This window comes from Streptomyces sp. R21 (genome assembly GCF_041051975.1).
Classification (GTDB): domain Bacteria; phylum Actinomycetota; class Actinomycetes; order Streptomycetales; family Streptomycetaceae; genus Streptomyces.
Map to the genome: position 1 here is coordinate 5,284,503 of NZ_CP163435.1, position 14,263 is coordinate 5,298,765.

General features: G+C 69.8%; 16 protein-coding genes and 1 tRNA gene. 5 read left to right on the forward strand and 12 right to left on the reverse strand.

Going from position 1 to position 14,263, the window contains the following annotated elements; translation table 11 throughout:
* Positions 1-41: 41 nt before the first annotated feature.
* Together AB5J56_RS23560 and AB5J56_RS23565 are read left to right on the forward strand one after the other, a co-directional pair.
* Positions 42-1,523, forward strand: a complete 1,482-nt coding sequence (locus AB5J56_RS23560; RefSeq protein ID WP_369234752.1) for an MFS transporter — start codon at positions 42-44, stop codon at positions 1,521-1,523.
* 75 nt (positions 1,524-1,598) lie between these two features.
* Positions 1,599-2,384 carry a TetR/AcrR family transcriptional regulator gene (locus AB5J56_RS23565; RefSeq protein WP_369234753.1) on the forward strand — a complete coding sequence of 262 codons (786 nt, stop codon included), beginning with the start codon at positions 1,599-1,601 and terminating at the stop codon, positions 2,382-2,384.
* 18 nt (positions 2,385-2,402) lie between these two features.
* Here the strand turns inward: AB5J56_RS23565 and AB5J56_RS23570 are convergent, their stop codons facing one another.
* Both AB5J56_RS23570 and AB5J56_RS23575 read right to left on the reverse strand, forming a co-directional pair.
* Positions 2,403-2,864, reverse strand: a complete 462-nt coding sequence (locus AB5J56_RS23570; RefSeq protein WP_369234754.1) for a PPOX class F420-dependent oxidoreductase — start codon at positions 2,862-2,864, stop codon at positions 2,403-2,405.
* 9 nt (positions 2,865-2,873) lie between these two features.
* Complete coding sequence (locus tag AB5J56_RS23575; protein WP_369234755.1) at positions 2,874-3,215, reverse strand: STAS domain-containing protein; 342 nt, start codon at positions 3,213-3,215, stop codon at positions 2,874-2,876.
* Positions 3,216-3,422: 207 nt separating this feature from the next.
* On the opposite strand from AB5J56_RS23575, the gene AB5J56_RS23580 reads away from it, so the two are divergent.
* Together AB5J56_RS23580 and AB5J56_RS23585 are read left to right on the forward strand one after the other, a co-directional pair.
* Positions 3,423-4,151, forward strand: coding sequence for a GAF and ANTAR domain-containing protein (locus tag AB5J56_RS23580; RefSeq protein WP_369242722.1), 729 nt, complete (start codon positions 3,423-3,425; stop codon positions 4,149-4,151).
* 153 nt (positions 4,152-4,304) lie between these two features.
* The gene (locus tag AB5J56_RS23585; RefSeq protein WP_369234756.1) at positions 4,305-5,111 is read left to right on the forward strand and encodes an ANTAR domain-containing protein; all 807 of its coding nucleotides are present in this window, start codon (positions 4,305-4,307) and stop codon (positions 5,109-5,111) included.
* On the opposite strand, the gene AB5J56_RS23590 is transcribed toward AB5J56_RS23585, so the two are convergent.
* The 3 genes from AB5J56_RS23590 to AB5J56_RS23600 form a co-directional block, all read right to left on the reverse strand.
* Complete coding sequence (locus tag AB5J56_RS23590; protein WP_369234757.1) at positions 5,094-5,915, reverse strand: YceI family protein; 822 nt, start codon at positions 5,913-5,915, stop codon at positions 5,094-5,096. The genes AB5J56_RS23585 and AB5J56_RS23590 overlap by 18 nt on opposite strands.
* A 114-nt stretch (positions 5,916-6,029) precedes the next feature.
* Positions 6,030-8,561 (reverse strand): MFS transporter, encoded by a 2,532-nt coding sequence (locus tag AB5J56_RS23595; protein WP_369234758.1) that lies wholly within the window; start codon positions 8,559-8,561, stop codon positions 6,030-6,032.
* 13 nt (positions 8,562-8,574) lie between these two features.
* Complete coding sequence (locus AB5J56_RS23600; RefSeq protein WP_369234759.1) at positions 8,575-9,087, reverse strand: MarR family winged helix-turn-helix transcriptional regulator; 513 nt, start codon at positions 9,085-9,087, stop codon at positions 8,575-8,577.
* 347 nt (positions 9,088-9,434) lie between these two features.
* Here AB5J56_RS23600 and AB5J56_RS23605 point away from each other — a divergent pair, with 347 nt between their 5' ends.
* The gene (locus tag AB5J56_RS23605) at positions 9,435-9,638 is read left to right on the forward strand and encodes a hypothetical protein (RefSeq protein WP_369234760.1); all 204 of its coding nucleotides are present in this window, start codon (positions 9,435-9,437) and stop codon (positions 9,636-9,638) included.
* A gap of 42 nt (positions 9,639-9,680) precedes the next feature.
* On the opposite strand, the gene AB5J56_RS23610 is transcribed toward AB5J56_RS23605, so the two are convergent.
* The 7 genes from AB5J56_RS23610 to tadA form a co-directional block, all read right to left on the reverse strand.
* Positions 9,681-9,971 (reverse strand): hypothetical protein, encoded by a 291-nt coding sequence (locus AB5J56_RS23610; RefSeq protein WP_369234761.1) that lies wholly within the window; start codon positions 9,969-9,971, stop codon positions 9,681-9,683.
* 567 nt (positions 9,972-10,538) lie between these two features.
* Positions 10,539-11,447: an RNA polymerase sigma factor SigF gene (locus tag AB5J56_RS23615; RefSeq protein ID WP_369234762.1), complete on the reverse strand. Its 909-nt coding sequence runs from the start codon at positions 11,445-11,447 to the stop codon at positions 10,539-10,541.
* A gap of 244 nt (positions 11,448-11,691) precedes the next feature.
* Positions 11,692-12,648 (reverse strand): RNA polymerase sigma factor SigF, encoded by a 957-nt coding sequence (locus AB5J56_RS23620; RefSeq protein WP_369242724.1) that lies wholly within the window; start codon positions 12,646-12,648, stop codon positions 11,692-11,694.
* A gap of 211 nt (positions 12,649-12,859) precedes the next feature.
* Complete coding sequence (locus AB5J56_RS23625) at positions 12,860-13,153, reverse strand: Dabb family protein (protein WP_369234763.1); 294 nt, start codon at positions 13,151-13,153, stop codon at positions 12,860-12,862.
* Positions 13,154-13,174: 21 nt separating this feature from the next.
* A complete protein-coding gene (locus tag AB5J56_RS23630; RefSeq protein WP_369234764.1) occupies positions 13,175-13,354 on the reverse strand; it encodes a hypothetical protein in 180 nt (59 codons plus the stop codon).
* Positions 13,355-13,616: 262 nt separating this feature from the next.
* Positions 13,617-13,701: transfer RNA gene (locus AB5J56_RS23635), tRNA-Ser, on the reverse strand.
* A gap of 79 nt (positions 13,702-13,780) precedes the next feature.
* Entirely contained in the window at positions 13,781-14,212 is a 432-nt protein-coding gene (gene tadA, locus AB5J56_RS23640) for a tRNA adenosine(34) deaminase TadA (RefSeq protein WP_369242725.1), read from the reverse strand.
* Between the last annotated feature and the right edge of the window lie 51 nt (positions 14,213-14,263).

Consider the following 14,263-nt stretch of genomic DNA (forward strand, 5'->3'; position numbering starts at 1 on the left):
GTGTTGTACACCGTATAGCAGCCAGCTATACGGTGTACGGCATGTCTACGTCCCCCCACGGCCACCCCCAGCGCTGGCCGATCCTCGGTGTCATCTGTCTCGCGCAGCTCACCGTGCTGCTCGACAACACCGTCCTGAACGTCGCGATCCCCTCGCTCACCCGGGAGCTGGGCGCGGCCACCTCCGACATCCAGTGGATGATCAACGCGTACTCGCTCGTGCAGTCGGGACTGCTGCTCAGCGCAGGCAGCGCGGCCGACCGCTACGGCCGCAAGAAGATGCTGATCGCGGGGCTGGTGCTGTTCGGTGCCGGTTCACTGGTCGCCGGACTCGCCGACTCCACCGGGCAGTTGATCGCCGCCCGGGCCGGTATGGGGGTCGGCGGGGCGCTGCTGCTCACCACGACACTCGCCGTGGCCATGCAGATCTTCCCGGCCGAGGAGATTCCCAGGGCCATCGGCATCTGGAGCGCCGTCAACGCCCTCGGCTTCGCCGCCGGACCACTGCTCGGCGGGTTCATGCTCGGCCACTTCTGGTGGGGTGCGATCTTCCTGGTCAACCTGCCGGTCGCGGCGCTGGGGCTGGCCGCGGTCGTGGCGCTCGTCCCCGAGTCGAAGAGCCCGAGCGGCGATCGCCCGGACCTCCTCGGCGCGCTGCTCTCCACCATCGGCATGACCTCGCTCGTCTACGCGATCATCTCCGGGCCCGAGCACGGCTGGACGTCGGCGCGGGTGCTGGGCACGGCCGCGGTGGCGGTCGCGGTGCTGTCCGGGTTCGCGTACTGGGAGAGCCGGATTCCGTATCCGATGCTCGACCTGCACTTCTTCAGGGACCGCCGCTTCACGGGCGCCGTCGCCGGGGCGGTCCTGATCACCTTCGGGATGGGCGGCGCACTGTTCCTGCTCACCCAGCACCTCCAATTCGTCCTGGGATACGGGCCGTTGGAGGCCGGACTGCGGACGGCGCCGCTCGCCCTCGCGGTCGTCGCGCTGAACTTCTCGGGCCTCTCCGCGAAGTGGACGACGAAGCTCGGCACGCCGGCGTCCATCGTGCTCGGCATGGCGCTGATGTCGGGCGGCCTGGTGTCGATCGCGACGCTCGCGCAGCATGGATACGGCGGCACGCTGCTCGGGCTCCTGCTCATCGGCGCCGGCTGCGCGCTCGCCAACCCCGCCATGGCGCACGCCATCATGAGCGCCATCCCGCCCGCCAAGGCGGGCGTCGGCGCGGGCATCAACGGCACCCTCGCCGAGTTCGGCAACGGGCTGGGGGTCGCGGTGCTCGGTGCGGTCCTCAACTCCCGCTTCGCGGCGCTGATTCCGGTGGCCGCGGCCTCCCTGCCGGCCGCGCTCGACTCCGCGGACTCGGCGAGCGAACGCGACCGGATCACCGACGCGTTCTCGTCGGGGCTGGAGACCAGCCAGCTGGTGGGGGCGGTGGCGGTTCTTCTCGGCGGACTGGTCGCCGCCGAGTTGCTGCGGCGGGCTGAGCGGGCAGACTCCGCGGTGGCGGTTTCCGCGTGACCCCCGCTTAGCATCATGGGGGGCGGACCGGGGAGTTCCGGCAGCGCCGCAGTCCCTGTTCGAGGAAGGTGCGCCATGGTGAGGGCAGCCGACCGGGCCAAGCGTCCGGCGCGGACCAGTGTCTGGCTGGAGGGCAAGGCCCCGCGGGGTGGCGCGGGCCGGGGTGGCGGGCAGCCGTCGGGGCTCGACCGGGACCGGATCACCGAGGTCACGGTGCGGCTGCTGGACGCGGAGGGGCTGGCGAAGTTCTCCATGCGCCGGCTGGCCGCCGAGCTGAACGTCACCGCGATGTCCGTGTACTGGTACGTCGACACGAAGGACGACCTGCTGGAGCTGGCTCTCGACTCGGCGTTCGGGGAGTTGGAGTTGCCAGGGGTGGGGTCAGCGGAGGGGTCCACGGACGACTGGCGCGACCAACTGCGCACGCTGGCCGTCGGCTACCGCGCGCTGCTGGTCCGCCACCCCTGGGTGTCGCCGCTCATCGGGACCTTCCTCAACATCGGGCCGCACTCCATGGCCTTCTCGCTGTGCGTACAGCAGCTCATCCGCAGTACGGGGCTGCCCCCGCACGGGCAGATGGGCGCGATGTCGGCGGTCTTCCAGTTCGTGTACGGCTTCGGCACGATCGAGGGCCACTTCGTGCAGCGCTGCGCATCCGCGGGGATGACCCAGGACGACTACTTCCACCAGGCGATGAGCACGATCCGCGAGGAACCGCAGTTCGCGGCGCACTACGACGCAGCCGCGTACCTGATGGAGGCACGCGGCGGCGACACCGTGGAGGAGATGCGGGAGCGCGACTTCACGTTCGCGCTGGACATGCTGATCGTGGGGATCGAGACGATGGTTCAGCGCGGCTGAGGTGCGACCCGGTCGGGGTCAGGCCAAGCGCGCCGGGAAGCCGCCGGTGGCCAGCGGGCCCCAGCGGGTCGGGGTGACCCGGATGATCGACTTGCCCTGCTTCAGCATGGCCTCGCGGTACTCGTCCCAGTCGGGGTGCTCGCCCGCGATGTTGCGGTAGTACTCGACGAGGGGCTCGACGGAGTCGGGGGAGTCGATGACCTCGGCGGTGCCGTCGATCTGGACCCAGGGGCCGTTCCACTCGTCGCTGAGGATGATCAGGGAGACCCGCTCGTCCCGTTTGGCATTACGGGTCTTCGCGCGCTCGGGGTAGGTCGAGACGACGATACGCCCGGCGTCGTCGACTCCGCAGGTCAGCGGCGAGCCCTGCGGCCCGCCGTCCCCGCGCCGGGTGAGCAGGATCGCGCGGTGCCGGGGCCGGACGAAGTCCAGGAGCTCGTCGAGGGAGACAGAGGTGTTCGTCGCGATGTTCGGTGCCATACCCGCAGCCTATGACCGCACGGCCTCCGCCACGTTGCCGTAGACCGGAACGTCCCGTCGCAGTCCGGTCAGTTCGAGCACCCGCTGCACCATTCCGTCCGGATCCGCCGCCACCCGCAGCTCGGCCGGGTGCCGCAGCCGGCGGCGTACGCCGTCCACGAGGTGGACGCCCTGGGAGTCGATGAATTCGGTGCGGGTGAGATCCAGGACGAGCACCCGCAGCCGGTCCGCCCGGTGCTCCACGATGTTCATGGTGTGGACGAGGAGACCGCCGGCGTTGGAGACATCGATTTCCGCGGGCAGCGGGAGGAGCAGGGTGCGACCCGTCAGGTCGCCGGGGTTTGTGGTCACAGAACTCACCTGACAGACATTCGTCCGGATTGCAGTGAGGCCGCTTCCTGACCCGCGGCCTCATTTCACCACGCCCGGGCGGGAGTTCGTCGGCTGTTCGGCCGAGCGGCACGAGGGTCCATCGGAGCAGCTAAAGTGCTGTTCGTCCTGTGCTCGCAGTCAGGAATGTGCTGCGGAGCTCTCCTGCGCATGGCCGTTTGGCCGTGCATGCCGAAGAGGTTCGTGGTGGCTGCGTTCGACTTTTCTGAATTGCCCCGTTATGCGGTGGATTTTGAGCTGGCCGAAGCTCTGTCCGTCGCGGCTCAGCAGTTGCACGAGACATCCACCTCTCAGCACACCCTGCGCACCGCGGTCCGGCTTGCCGTGCACCTCCTCCCGGGCGCCGAGCACGCCGACATCTCCGTCCTCGAACGCGAGACCCGTCGCCGTACCCTCGCCTGGACCGACGAGCTGGTCCGCACCGCCGCGGCCCTGAGCCCGGACGGTGACCAGCAGGGGCACTGGAGCGACCTGTGGACCACGCCCGTCGCCGCGATCGAGGACAGCGCCGCCGGTGACGGAGGGCGCGGGCGCTCGCTGTCCGGCCTCGGACTGCGCTCGGTGCTGTCGATGCGGCTGCGCGCCGACCGCAGGAAGCTCACCGTGCTCACGGTGTACGCGCGCGAGCCCGGCGCCTTCGACGAGTCCGCCACCCGGATCGGCAGGCTCTTCACCGCCCATGTCAGCATCGCGCTGGACTCGGTGACCGTACGCGAGCAGCTCACCGAGGCCATGCGCACCCGCGACCTGATCGGACAGGCCACCGGCATCCTCATGGAGCGCCTCGACATCGACGCGGCGGAGGCCTTCGACAGCCTCGTCCGCGCCTCCCAGCAGGAGAACGTGAAGCTCCGTGACATCGCCCGGCACATCGTCGCCGCCCGGGACGGACAGTGACCGTGAGCGGTACGGGCGCGCGGGCGGCAAACAGCCGCGACAGGCGGTGACAGGCGGTGACACGTGCAGGCCGGCGCAGGTGCACGCCGTCGGGTGAGCAGGCCGTCGTACCGTCGAGGAGTGAGCGGGAGGCGAGGGGATACCCGTACCCCTATGCACACCTCAGCCGATTCGCCGGAGGCCCCGCGTGCCACCGCCCGGGAACCCGAGGCGCTGCACCAGGCGCTGGCGCACACCGGGGGCCTCGACACCCTGCTGCGCGACCTCACCGAGCGCGCCGTGCTCGCCGTGCGGGGCGCGGCCGCCTGCAGCATCACCGTGCGCCGCGACGACCGGCTGCTGACCCTGGCGGGCAGTTCCGGAATGCCCAGCGGGCTCGACCAGCGGCAGTACGAGAACGGCAGCGGCCCGTGCGTGGACGCGGCCGGGGACGACACGGAGAAGCACACCCCCGATCTGAAGGACGAGGACCGCTGGCCGTCGTACACCGACTACGCGCTGGCCGCCGGTGTCCGCTCGGTGCTCGCCGTCCCGCTCGACGTCGACGGCGAGAGCGATGCCGCGCTCAATCTGTACGCCGTCACCGAGCACGCCTTCCACGACCGGCGCGAGACCGCACGCGCGTTCGCGGCGACGGCCTCGGAGGCGATCAACACCGCCCTGCGCATCGAGCGCGAGCGGACCTCGGCCTCCGACGTGCGGACGGCGCTGCTCTCGCGCAGCGTCATCGACCAGGCGGTCGGCATCCTCATGGGCCAGGAGCGGTGCTCCGCGCAGGCGGCACTCGACTCGTTGCGCCGCGCCTCGCAGAACTCGAACGTCAAACTCCGCGACCTGTGCTCGGATCTGGTGAACCGGGTGGGTGGCGAGGGCGCGGCGGGCTCGGCCGACCGCTCGGGCAACACGGTCGGCAGGGTCAACGGGCATCGACTGGAAGGGCGTTCACGCCGCAGGGAGTGAATCCCCCTGCACCGCCTGGATGTCCAGCTCCACCTTGAGCGTGGCGCCGATGGCGGCGATACCCGCCTGGACGACCTGGTTGTAGTTCATCGCGAAGTCCTCGCGGTGGAGTTCGGTCGTCGCGCGGAAGGCGGCGCGGGTGCCGCCCCAGGGGTCGGATCCGGTGCCGAGGTAGGCGAGGTCGAGGTCGACCGGCCGTACGACACCGTGCAGGGTCAGTTCGCCGTGCACGGTCCAGCGGTCGGAGCCGGCCGGCGTCAGGCCGCTGGAGCGGTAGGTGATCTCCGGGTACGTCTCCACGTCCAGGAAGTCGGGCGACTTCAGGTGGCCGTCGCGCATGCCGTTGCCCGTGTCGATGGAGGCCGCCGAAATCACCGCCGCCACACGGGACTTGGCCACCTCGTCGGGGGCGATCTCGATCCGCCCCGAGAAGTCGGTGAACCGGCCGTGCACGCTGGAGATGCCCAGGTGCTGGGCGACCGCGCCCACGGAGGAGTGCGCCGGGTCGATGGTCCAGGGGCCGGGCGGCGGCAGTTCGGCGCCGCCCCGGCGGGCCAGCGTCACGGTGCCGATCTCGGCGCGGCCGCTCGCCGTGACGATCGCGCTCGACGCGGTGGGCGCGTAGCCGACCGCGGTGACGATCACGGTGTAGGCACCGGGCGCCAGCGCGATCGTGTCGTGCACGACGCCCTCGGTGTCCGCCTCGGCCCGCACCACCTGCGCGCCCGTCATGTCGGTCACCGTGACGACCGCGTGCGACACGGCCCATCCGTCCCGGGTACGAATCCGTGCGGTCAGTCCCATCCCGTTTTCTCCCTGCAAAGCATCAAAAACTGGTCGTGAAAGGGCACAAAGAAACCGGCCCGTGGGGGACGCACCTCCGCTCAGAGTGCGCGTCCCCACGGGCCGGGGGCCGAACTACTCGCCGGGGTGGGCGAGTTCGATGTCGTGGCCGTCGACTCCGCCGCCGTTCACGGTCAGGGCCGTGGCCACCGGCGGGTAGCCCGTCGCGATGACGGTGTACTCGCCGCTGTCCAGGTCGGTGAAGGCGTATGCGCCGTCCTCGCCCGTCCGGGCGGTGCCGACCACGTTGCCGGCCGCGTCGACCAGCGTGACCCGCGCATCGCCGAGCGGCCCGCCGGGCGCCCGTACGACACCCTGCAACTGCGCGCCCGCGCTGAGTTCGACCTCGACCCGGGTGACCCCGGTGCCGCCGACCTCGACGGGGAGGGCGACCGGGCGGTGCCCGGCGGCGTTCACCGCGACGGTCACGGCACCGGGGACCAGCTCGGCGAAGGCGAACTCGCCCTGCTCGCCGGTGGTTCCGGTGGCCAGTACGTCACCGCGCACATCGGTCACGATGACCATGGCGTCCTTGACCGGGGTCCCGCTCTCGGTGGCCCGGACGAGCCCGCTGAGGCCGCTGGTGCCGCTCAGCAGGATGTCGTACGAGACCGGCTCGTCGCCCACGACGATCGTCGAGGCCTGCGGCTGGAAGCCGTCGGCGGAGGCGATCAGGACGTACGACCCGGTGCCCGGCGCGTCCACCGCGTAGCCGCCGTCGGCCTGCGCGACCGACCGGCCCAACTGCCGTCCCGCGAGCGAGATCAGCGTGACCGCGGCCTGCGGCACGGGCGCGCTCTCGGCGCCGCGGACATGCCCGCGGACCGGGATGCCGCCGGACTGCGGGGCGGCCTCGTGGGTGAGGGTGGCGACGGCCGCGAGCCGCTGCGTGCCATCGGCGCCGGAATCCGTGGTGGCGGTGGAGGCGGCGATGGCGGGGGCCGGGCTCGGAGCCTCGTGCGCTGCCTCTTCCGCTACGGCTGCCGCGGCGGGAGTTCCGGCGGTCCCGGCGGCCTTCGCCTCCGCGGCCTGCGCCAGACCGCCCGACGTGCGCAGCGGGACCTCCTTGATGAAGAGCGTGACGAGGAAGGCGAGCAGCGCCAGCACCGAGGCGATCAGGAAGACGTCCGCGATGCCGTGGCCGTACGCGCTCTCCATCACGGTGCGCAGCGGCGCGGGCAGCTTGTCCATGTCCGGGATGCTGCCGGAGTCGGAACCCGAGCCCAGGGACGCGTACTTCGGACCGAGGTCGCTCAGGCCGTCCTTGACGTAGTCGGTGATCCGGCTGGCCATGACCGCACCGAGCGCGGAGACGCCGATCGCGCCACCGAGGGAACGGAAGAACGTCACCGTGGAGCTGGCCGAGCCGAGGTCCTCCGGGGCCACCTGGTTCTGCGTGGACAGCACCAGGTTCTGCATCATCATGCCGATGCCGAGACCCATGACGGCCATGAAGATGGCCATCTTCCAGTAGTCCGTGTCGTACCGGATGGTGCCCAGCAGACCCAGACCGGCCGTCAGCAGGATGCCGCCGCAGACCAGCCAGGCCTTCCACTTGCCGGTCTTGGTGATGATCTGGCCGGAGACCGTGGACGAGACGAACAGTCCGCCGATCATCGGGATGGTCATCACGCCGGACATGGTCGGCGACTTGTCGCGGGCCAGCTGGAAGTACTGGCTGAAGAAGACCGTGCCGGTGAACATCGCGACACCCACGAAGAGCGAGGCGATCGACGACAGGGTGATGGTGCGGTTGCGGAACAGCCGCAGCGGGATGATCGGCTCGCTGGCCTTGGACTCGACGAGGACGAAGAGCAGACCGAGCAGGATCGAGCCGCCGACCATGGCGTACGTCTGCCAGGAGATCCAGTCGTACTTGTCGCCGGCGAAGGTGACCCAGATCAGCAGCAGCGAGACCGCGGCGGAGATGAAGAGCGCGCCGCCCCAGTCGACCTTCACGTCCCGCTTCACGACGGGCAGGTGCAGGGTCTTCTGCAGCACGATCAGCGCGATGATCGCGAACGGCACACCGACGTAGAAGCACCAGCGCCAGCCGAGCCACGAGGTGTCGGTGATGACACCGCCGAGCAGCGGGCCGCCGACGGTCGCGACCGCGAACGTCGCGCCGAGGTAGCCGGAGTAGCGCCCGCGCTCACGCGGGGAGATCATCGCGGCCATGACGATCTGCGCCAGGGCGGACAGGCCACCGACGCCGACGCCCTGGACGACACGGACGGTGATCAGCATGGCGGGGTTCTGCGAGAGACCCGCGACGATCGAGCCCGTCACATAGATGATCAGCGCTATCTGGACGAGCGCCTTCTTGCTGTACAGGTCGGCGAGCTTGCCCCACAGGGGCGTGGTCGCGGTCATGGCCAGCAGCGAGGCCGTCACGACCCAGGTGTAGGCGGACTGACCGCCTCCCAGGTCGCCGATGATCTCGGGCAGGGCGTTCGTCACGATCGTCGACGAGAGGATCGCGACGAACATGCCGAGCAGCAGGCCCGAGAGGGCCTCCATGATCTGCCGGTGCGTCATCGGAGCGCCGTCGGCGCCTCCGTGCTTGGCGTGAGAGCCCCGCACACCGGCTGGTGTGGTCGTTGCCATGGGCTTCCTTTTCTTACGTGTTCGATGCGGGTGTACGGGTGGTCAGTTCTGTCGCATAAGGGTGCGGGTTCGCATGCGAGGGCCGCTGGGGTACGGCACGACAGTCGCCGAAGCTCTCCCGGAGCCGGGCCATGAGCTGGATGAGCAGCCCGACCTCGTCGTCCGACCAGTCGCTCAGGCGGTCGGCCAGCAGCTGTGAGGTGCGCCGGGACAGCTCGTCGAGCTGCGCGCGCCCCGCCGCCGTGAGACGCAGGATCCGCGAGCGCTTGTCGGCGGGATCGGGGGACCGTTCGATCCAGCCCCGGTCCGCGACATGCGCCACATGCCTGCTGGTCACCGACATGTCCACGGAGAGCAGCTCGGCGAGCCTGCTCATCCGCATGTCCCCGTACCGGCCGAGCAGCGTCAGTACGGCTGCCGACCCGGCAGGGCAGTCGTGCGGCAGGATCCGCCCCAGGTCCCTCTTCACGGCACCGATGGCGCTGAGCTGACGAGCCAACTCCTCGTACTGCGCCTGCTCGGCCATCACACCTCCCGCATTCGTTGCTTAGGGCAACCATAAGAACTATTGGTTGCTGCAGGCAAACTAATCTGACCCCGCCCTGCTAAAAACTTGGCAAAGGCAAGCATTAGCAAACCTAAACTTGCAGGTGGGGGTACCCAAGGGCTTCAGCTTGTCCTGGCTGCGCTTCTGCGGTGAGGGGGAGGCCATTCCAGCCCGTCCGGCGTTTGAGGACGAGGCCGTCCAGGCCGATCCGGGGGTCTGGGGGCAGAGCCCCCAGGGGCCGCGAACACCCCGGGTGCCAAAAAACCGACCCGAACAACAACCCCGGCACTAGGGCAGCCCCCACGCATTCGCTAGGGTCCTGCCCCATGGCAAACACCCAGGGCCCCGAGGGCAACTACGACCCCGCGGGCAGCACCCAGATGTTCCGTGCCTTCGTCGACGAGGGCCCCCAGGGCCGACAGCAGCAGGCCGCACCCGCCGCCCCGGCGGGCCCCCGGGTCGGTCTCATCATCGGCGTGGTCGTCGCCGTGGCGATCGTCGCCGCGGTGGCCTGGCTCGCGCTGAAGTAACCCGGAGACCGGACAGCCGGGCCGAAGCGGCCCGGCACCAGGTCACTTCCACCGGACGGACACGTCCCGCGTCTCGATGTGCATGCCCAGCGGCACGCGCCAGTCGTCGACGCACACCGTCCAGGTCTTCTCCTTCTTCGCGCCGGCGGCGATCGGCGCGGGAAGGCTCGCGGTCGACTCGATCGTCGCCCAGTCGATGCCGAGCGCGCCGATGATGTGCGTTGCGAAGGTCACCGTGCCCGAACGCACCGCGGTACCACCGGTGTTGCGGAAGGCGACGGTCACCTTCTCGCACCAGCGCCGGTCGGTGGCCGCTCGCCGGGGCTCGCCCACGCTCAGCACGGCGGGCTCGGCGGGAGCTGTGGTCGCAGGCGCGGTGGATGTACCGGAGCCGCCGGAACCCCCGCTCGTACGCCCGGAGTTACCGCTGCCGGGTGTGGACGAGGGCGAGGCCGAGGCCGTAGCCGTACGACCGCTCGTGCTCGTGCTCGCGCCGCTGCCGCCATCGGAGTCGGACCCGGACTCGGATCCGGAACGGGACGGCGCCCCAGAAGCGCCCCCTCCCGGACTGTCCGAACTGGCCGAACCAGACGGACCGTCCGAACTGGTCGAACCATCCGGACCGGCCGCCCGCGCACCCTCCCGGAGCGGCACCAACGACACATCCCCCGAGGGAGCCGTCAACGCCCGAGGCGACCCTCCGGCGGCCCCCACGGCGACGTACCCCCCGCCCCCCGCGCCACTCCCGCACGCGGCCAGCAACGCACCCGCACAGACGACAGTCGCCGAGGCGGCCACAAGGGCACCTCGGCGACCACGAATCAACTCTCGACGCATCGCGCCAGTGTGGCTGACGGTCCGTCAATTATGAAGGTGTGAGGCGGAGTCGGGTCGGAGCGGTCAGTCGGAGATGAGGCCTTCCCGAAGCTGGGACAGCGTGCGGGTGAGGAGCCGGGAGACATGCATCTGGGAGATGCCGACCTGCTCGCCGATCTGCGACTGCGTCATGTTCGCGAAGAAGCGCAGCATGATGATCTGGCGCTCGCGCGGCGCGAGTTTGGCGAGCAGCGGCTTGAGGGACTCGCGGTACTCGACGCCCTCCAGGGCGGTGTCCTCGTACCCCAGACGGTCCGCCAGCGACCCCTCGCCGCCGTCGTCCTCGGGGGCGGGCGAGTCCAGGGACGAGGCCGTGTACGCGTTGCCGACGGCCAGGCCGTCGACCACGTCCTCCTCCGACACACCGAGCACGGTGGCGAGTTCGGCGACGGTCGGGGAGCGGTCGAGCTTCTGCGAGAGCTCGTCGCTGGCCTTGGTGAGGGCGAGCCGCAGCTCCTGGAGCCTGCGCGGCACCCGCACCGACCACGACGTGTCGCGGAAGAAGCGCTTGATCTCACCGACGACCGTCGGCATCGCGAACGTCGGGAACTCGACGCCGCGTTCGCAGTCGAAGCGGTCGATCGCCTTGATCAGGCCGATCGTGCCGACCTGGACGATGTCCTCCATCGGCTCGTTGCGGCTGCGGAAGCGGGCTGCCGCGTAGCGCACGAGCGGGAGGTTGAGCTCGATGAGGGTGTCCCGGACGTAGTTGCGCTCGGGGCTGTTCTCGTCCAGCGCGGCGAGCCGCAGGAACAGGGAGCGGGACAGGGTGCGGGTGTCGATGGCTTCCGAGGTCCTCAGAGCCGGTACTTCCGCGGCCGGGAGGGTCGGGGCCTCCACCGCCTCGGGGGCCGGGACGTCGTGAAGCGCGTCGGGCGCCGGTTCGCTCTTCGTGAGCGTGAGCACCTTCGAGCTGCCCTGGTCTGCGGACATGCCACCCCCTTTGGGTCGCGGACGGTAGCGGCGGACGCTCCCGTCGGAGGAACGCAGCCTCCACCTGAATACCGGAGGCGAGGCCACGGCAAACGCGCTTCCGGCAGAATGTCACATGTCGGCAACACGCTGTAGTGACATGTCGACATGAAGAGGGTGAATAGGCCCTGGAAAAAGGGGGTCTGACGCTTTTTCAGCTCAGAAATGTCGGAAAGAAGCTCTCCGGGCGATTCAGTCTCGCCGGTTACGCCTCGATCCTGTTTGCGGATCGAAGACGCGCGAAGCTACGGGCGAGCAGCCTTGACACATGCATCTGGGAGACACCCAGTTCGGCACTGATCTGCGACTGCGTCAGATTGCTGTAGTAGCGCAGCAGGAGGATCCGCTGTTCGCGCTCGGGCAGTTGTACGAGTAGATGCCGTACGAGGTCACGGTGTTCGACCCCGTCGAGGGCCGGGTCCTCGTAGCCGAGCCGGTCGAGGAGCCCCGGCAGACCGTCGCCCTCCTGGGCCGCTTCGAGCGAGGTCGCGTGGTACGAGCGCCCCGCCTCGATGCAGGACAGCACGTCCTCCTCGGCGATCCGCAGCCGCTCGGCGATCTCGGCGGTCGTGGGCGAGCGCCCGAAGGCCGTGGTGAGGTCCTCAGTCGCGCTGTTCACCTGCACCCACAGCTCGTGCAGCCGGCGCGGGACGTGCACCGTGCGGACGTTGTCGCGGAAGTACCGCTTGATCTCGCCGACGACGGTCGGCATCGCGAAGGTCGGGAACTGCACGCCCCGGTCGGGGTCGAACCGGTCGATCGCGTTGATCAGCCCGATGGTGCCGACCTGGACCACGTCCTCCATCGGCTCGTTGCGGGAGCGGAAGCGGGCTGCCGCGTAGCGCACGAGCGGGAGGTTCGCCTCGATGAGCGCCCCGCGCACCCGGTTGTGCTCCGGCGTACCCGGCGTCAGCTCCTTGAGCTGACCGAAGAGCACCTGAGTGAGGGCCCGGGTGTCGGCACCGCGCCGCTTCTCGGGCGCCGGGGCGGGCGCCTGCGCCGGAGCCTGGGCCTGGGCCTGAAGCGGAGCCTGGGCCTGAAGCGGAGCCTGGGTCTGAAGCGGGGTCGGGCCCGGAGCCGGGGCCGGGGCCTGGGCCTGGGCTGGGGCGGTGGCTGCCGGGGCCTCTTCTTGGGGTGGCGCAGTACTGGCCGACACGGTCAACGCCACCTCTTCGTTCGTCAAACGATCCGTCAACGACCTGTCAACGTATCCGTCAACTCATCCGTCAAAAGCGGTCATAGCATCACAAGACATGTGCACTGTGTGCAAGCACCGCATAACACCGTGTTGAGGGGTGAGTTGGGGCGTATGACACAAAAGAGCCCCCGCCGGTTCCGGCAGGGGCTCTCGGATCGTTCTGGCGGGCCTTCGCTCAGAAGGGATAGTCGGCGATCACCCAGGTGGCGAACTCCCGCCACAGCGCGACGCCCGCCTGGTGTGCGGGGTGCTCCAAGTACCGCTTCAGTGCGTCGGTGTCGTCGACCGCGGAGTTGATCGCGAAGTCGTACGCGATGGGCCGGTCGGTGATGTTCCAGTCGCACTCCCAGAACCTCAGTTCGGGGATCGTGCCGCCGAGCGCACGGAACGCGGCGACTCCCTCGACGACGCGCGGGTCGTCGCGCTCGACGCCTTCGTTGAGCTTGAAGAGGACCAGATGGCGGATCACGGTGGCTCCCAGAGGTGCAGGTCAGCTCTTGCCGCCGTTGGCCACCCACGTCATGAAGTCGCCGATGGAGGACGCGGCACTCGAAATGCCCTCGAACCCTATCTGGACGTAGTCGGCGGCCTTGGCCGGGTCCGTGATGATCACGTAGAGCGCGAACACCACGACGACGAAGACGGCGATCTTCTTGGAATTCACCGCCACCGCGGCCTCCCCTGTGACTGCTGCGCCCCGTGGGCCCCGTGTTGACGGCGGCGAGTCTAACCCGGACATGTGTGCGGAGGGTTCCTCCGGAGGGACTGTGCACCACGTCCTCACCTCGTCCTTAAGGACCAACGACCCGATGATCGAGGCCTTTTGCCGCGCCGTACGAGCGGTTGCGGGACACAGGACGGATAGTGAGCCCGGCGGGACAGGCGCAGGGAATGCACGAAGGGCCCCGTCTTTCGACGAGGCCCTTCAGAAGCGGTAGCGGAGGGATTTGAACCCTCGGTGACTTGCGCCACACTCGCTTTCGAGGCGAGCTCCTTCGGCCGCTCGGACACGCTACCGAGAGAGACCTTACCCCAAGGTGGGCCGTGGTCCGAAATCCGTTTCGGGCCCGCTCCGGCCACCGGGAACGCGGTGCCCTCAGCGGTCCCGGAAGAAGTCCGTGAGCAGGCCGGCGCACTCGTCGGCGAGCACGCCCTCGATCACTTCCGGCCGGTGGTTGAGCCGGCGGTCGCGTACGACATCCCATACGGAACCGGTCGCGCCCGCCTTCTCGTCGCGCGCCCCGTAGACCACCCGGTCCACCCGGGACTGCACCAGAGCGCCCGCGCACATGACGCAGGGCTCCAGCGTGACGACGAGCGTGCAGCCGGACAGCCGCCACTCGCCGACCTGTTCGGCGGCGCGCCGGATCGCGAGGACCTCGGCGTGCGCCGTCGGATCGCCGGTGGCCTCGCGTTCGTTGTGTCCGGTCGCGAGCACCGTCGTACCGTCCGCGGACAGCACGACGGCGCCGACGGGAACATCCCCGCCCCCGACGGCCGACCGGGCCTCGTCGAGGGCGAGCCGCATCGCGGCCCGCCAGCGGTCGCGTACCGGATCTTCAGCGTGTGTCCGATCCGC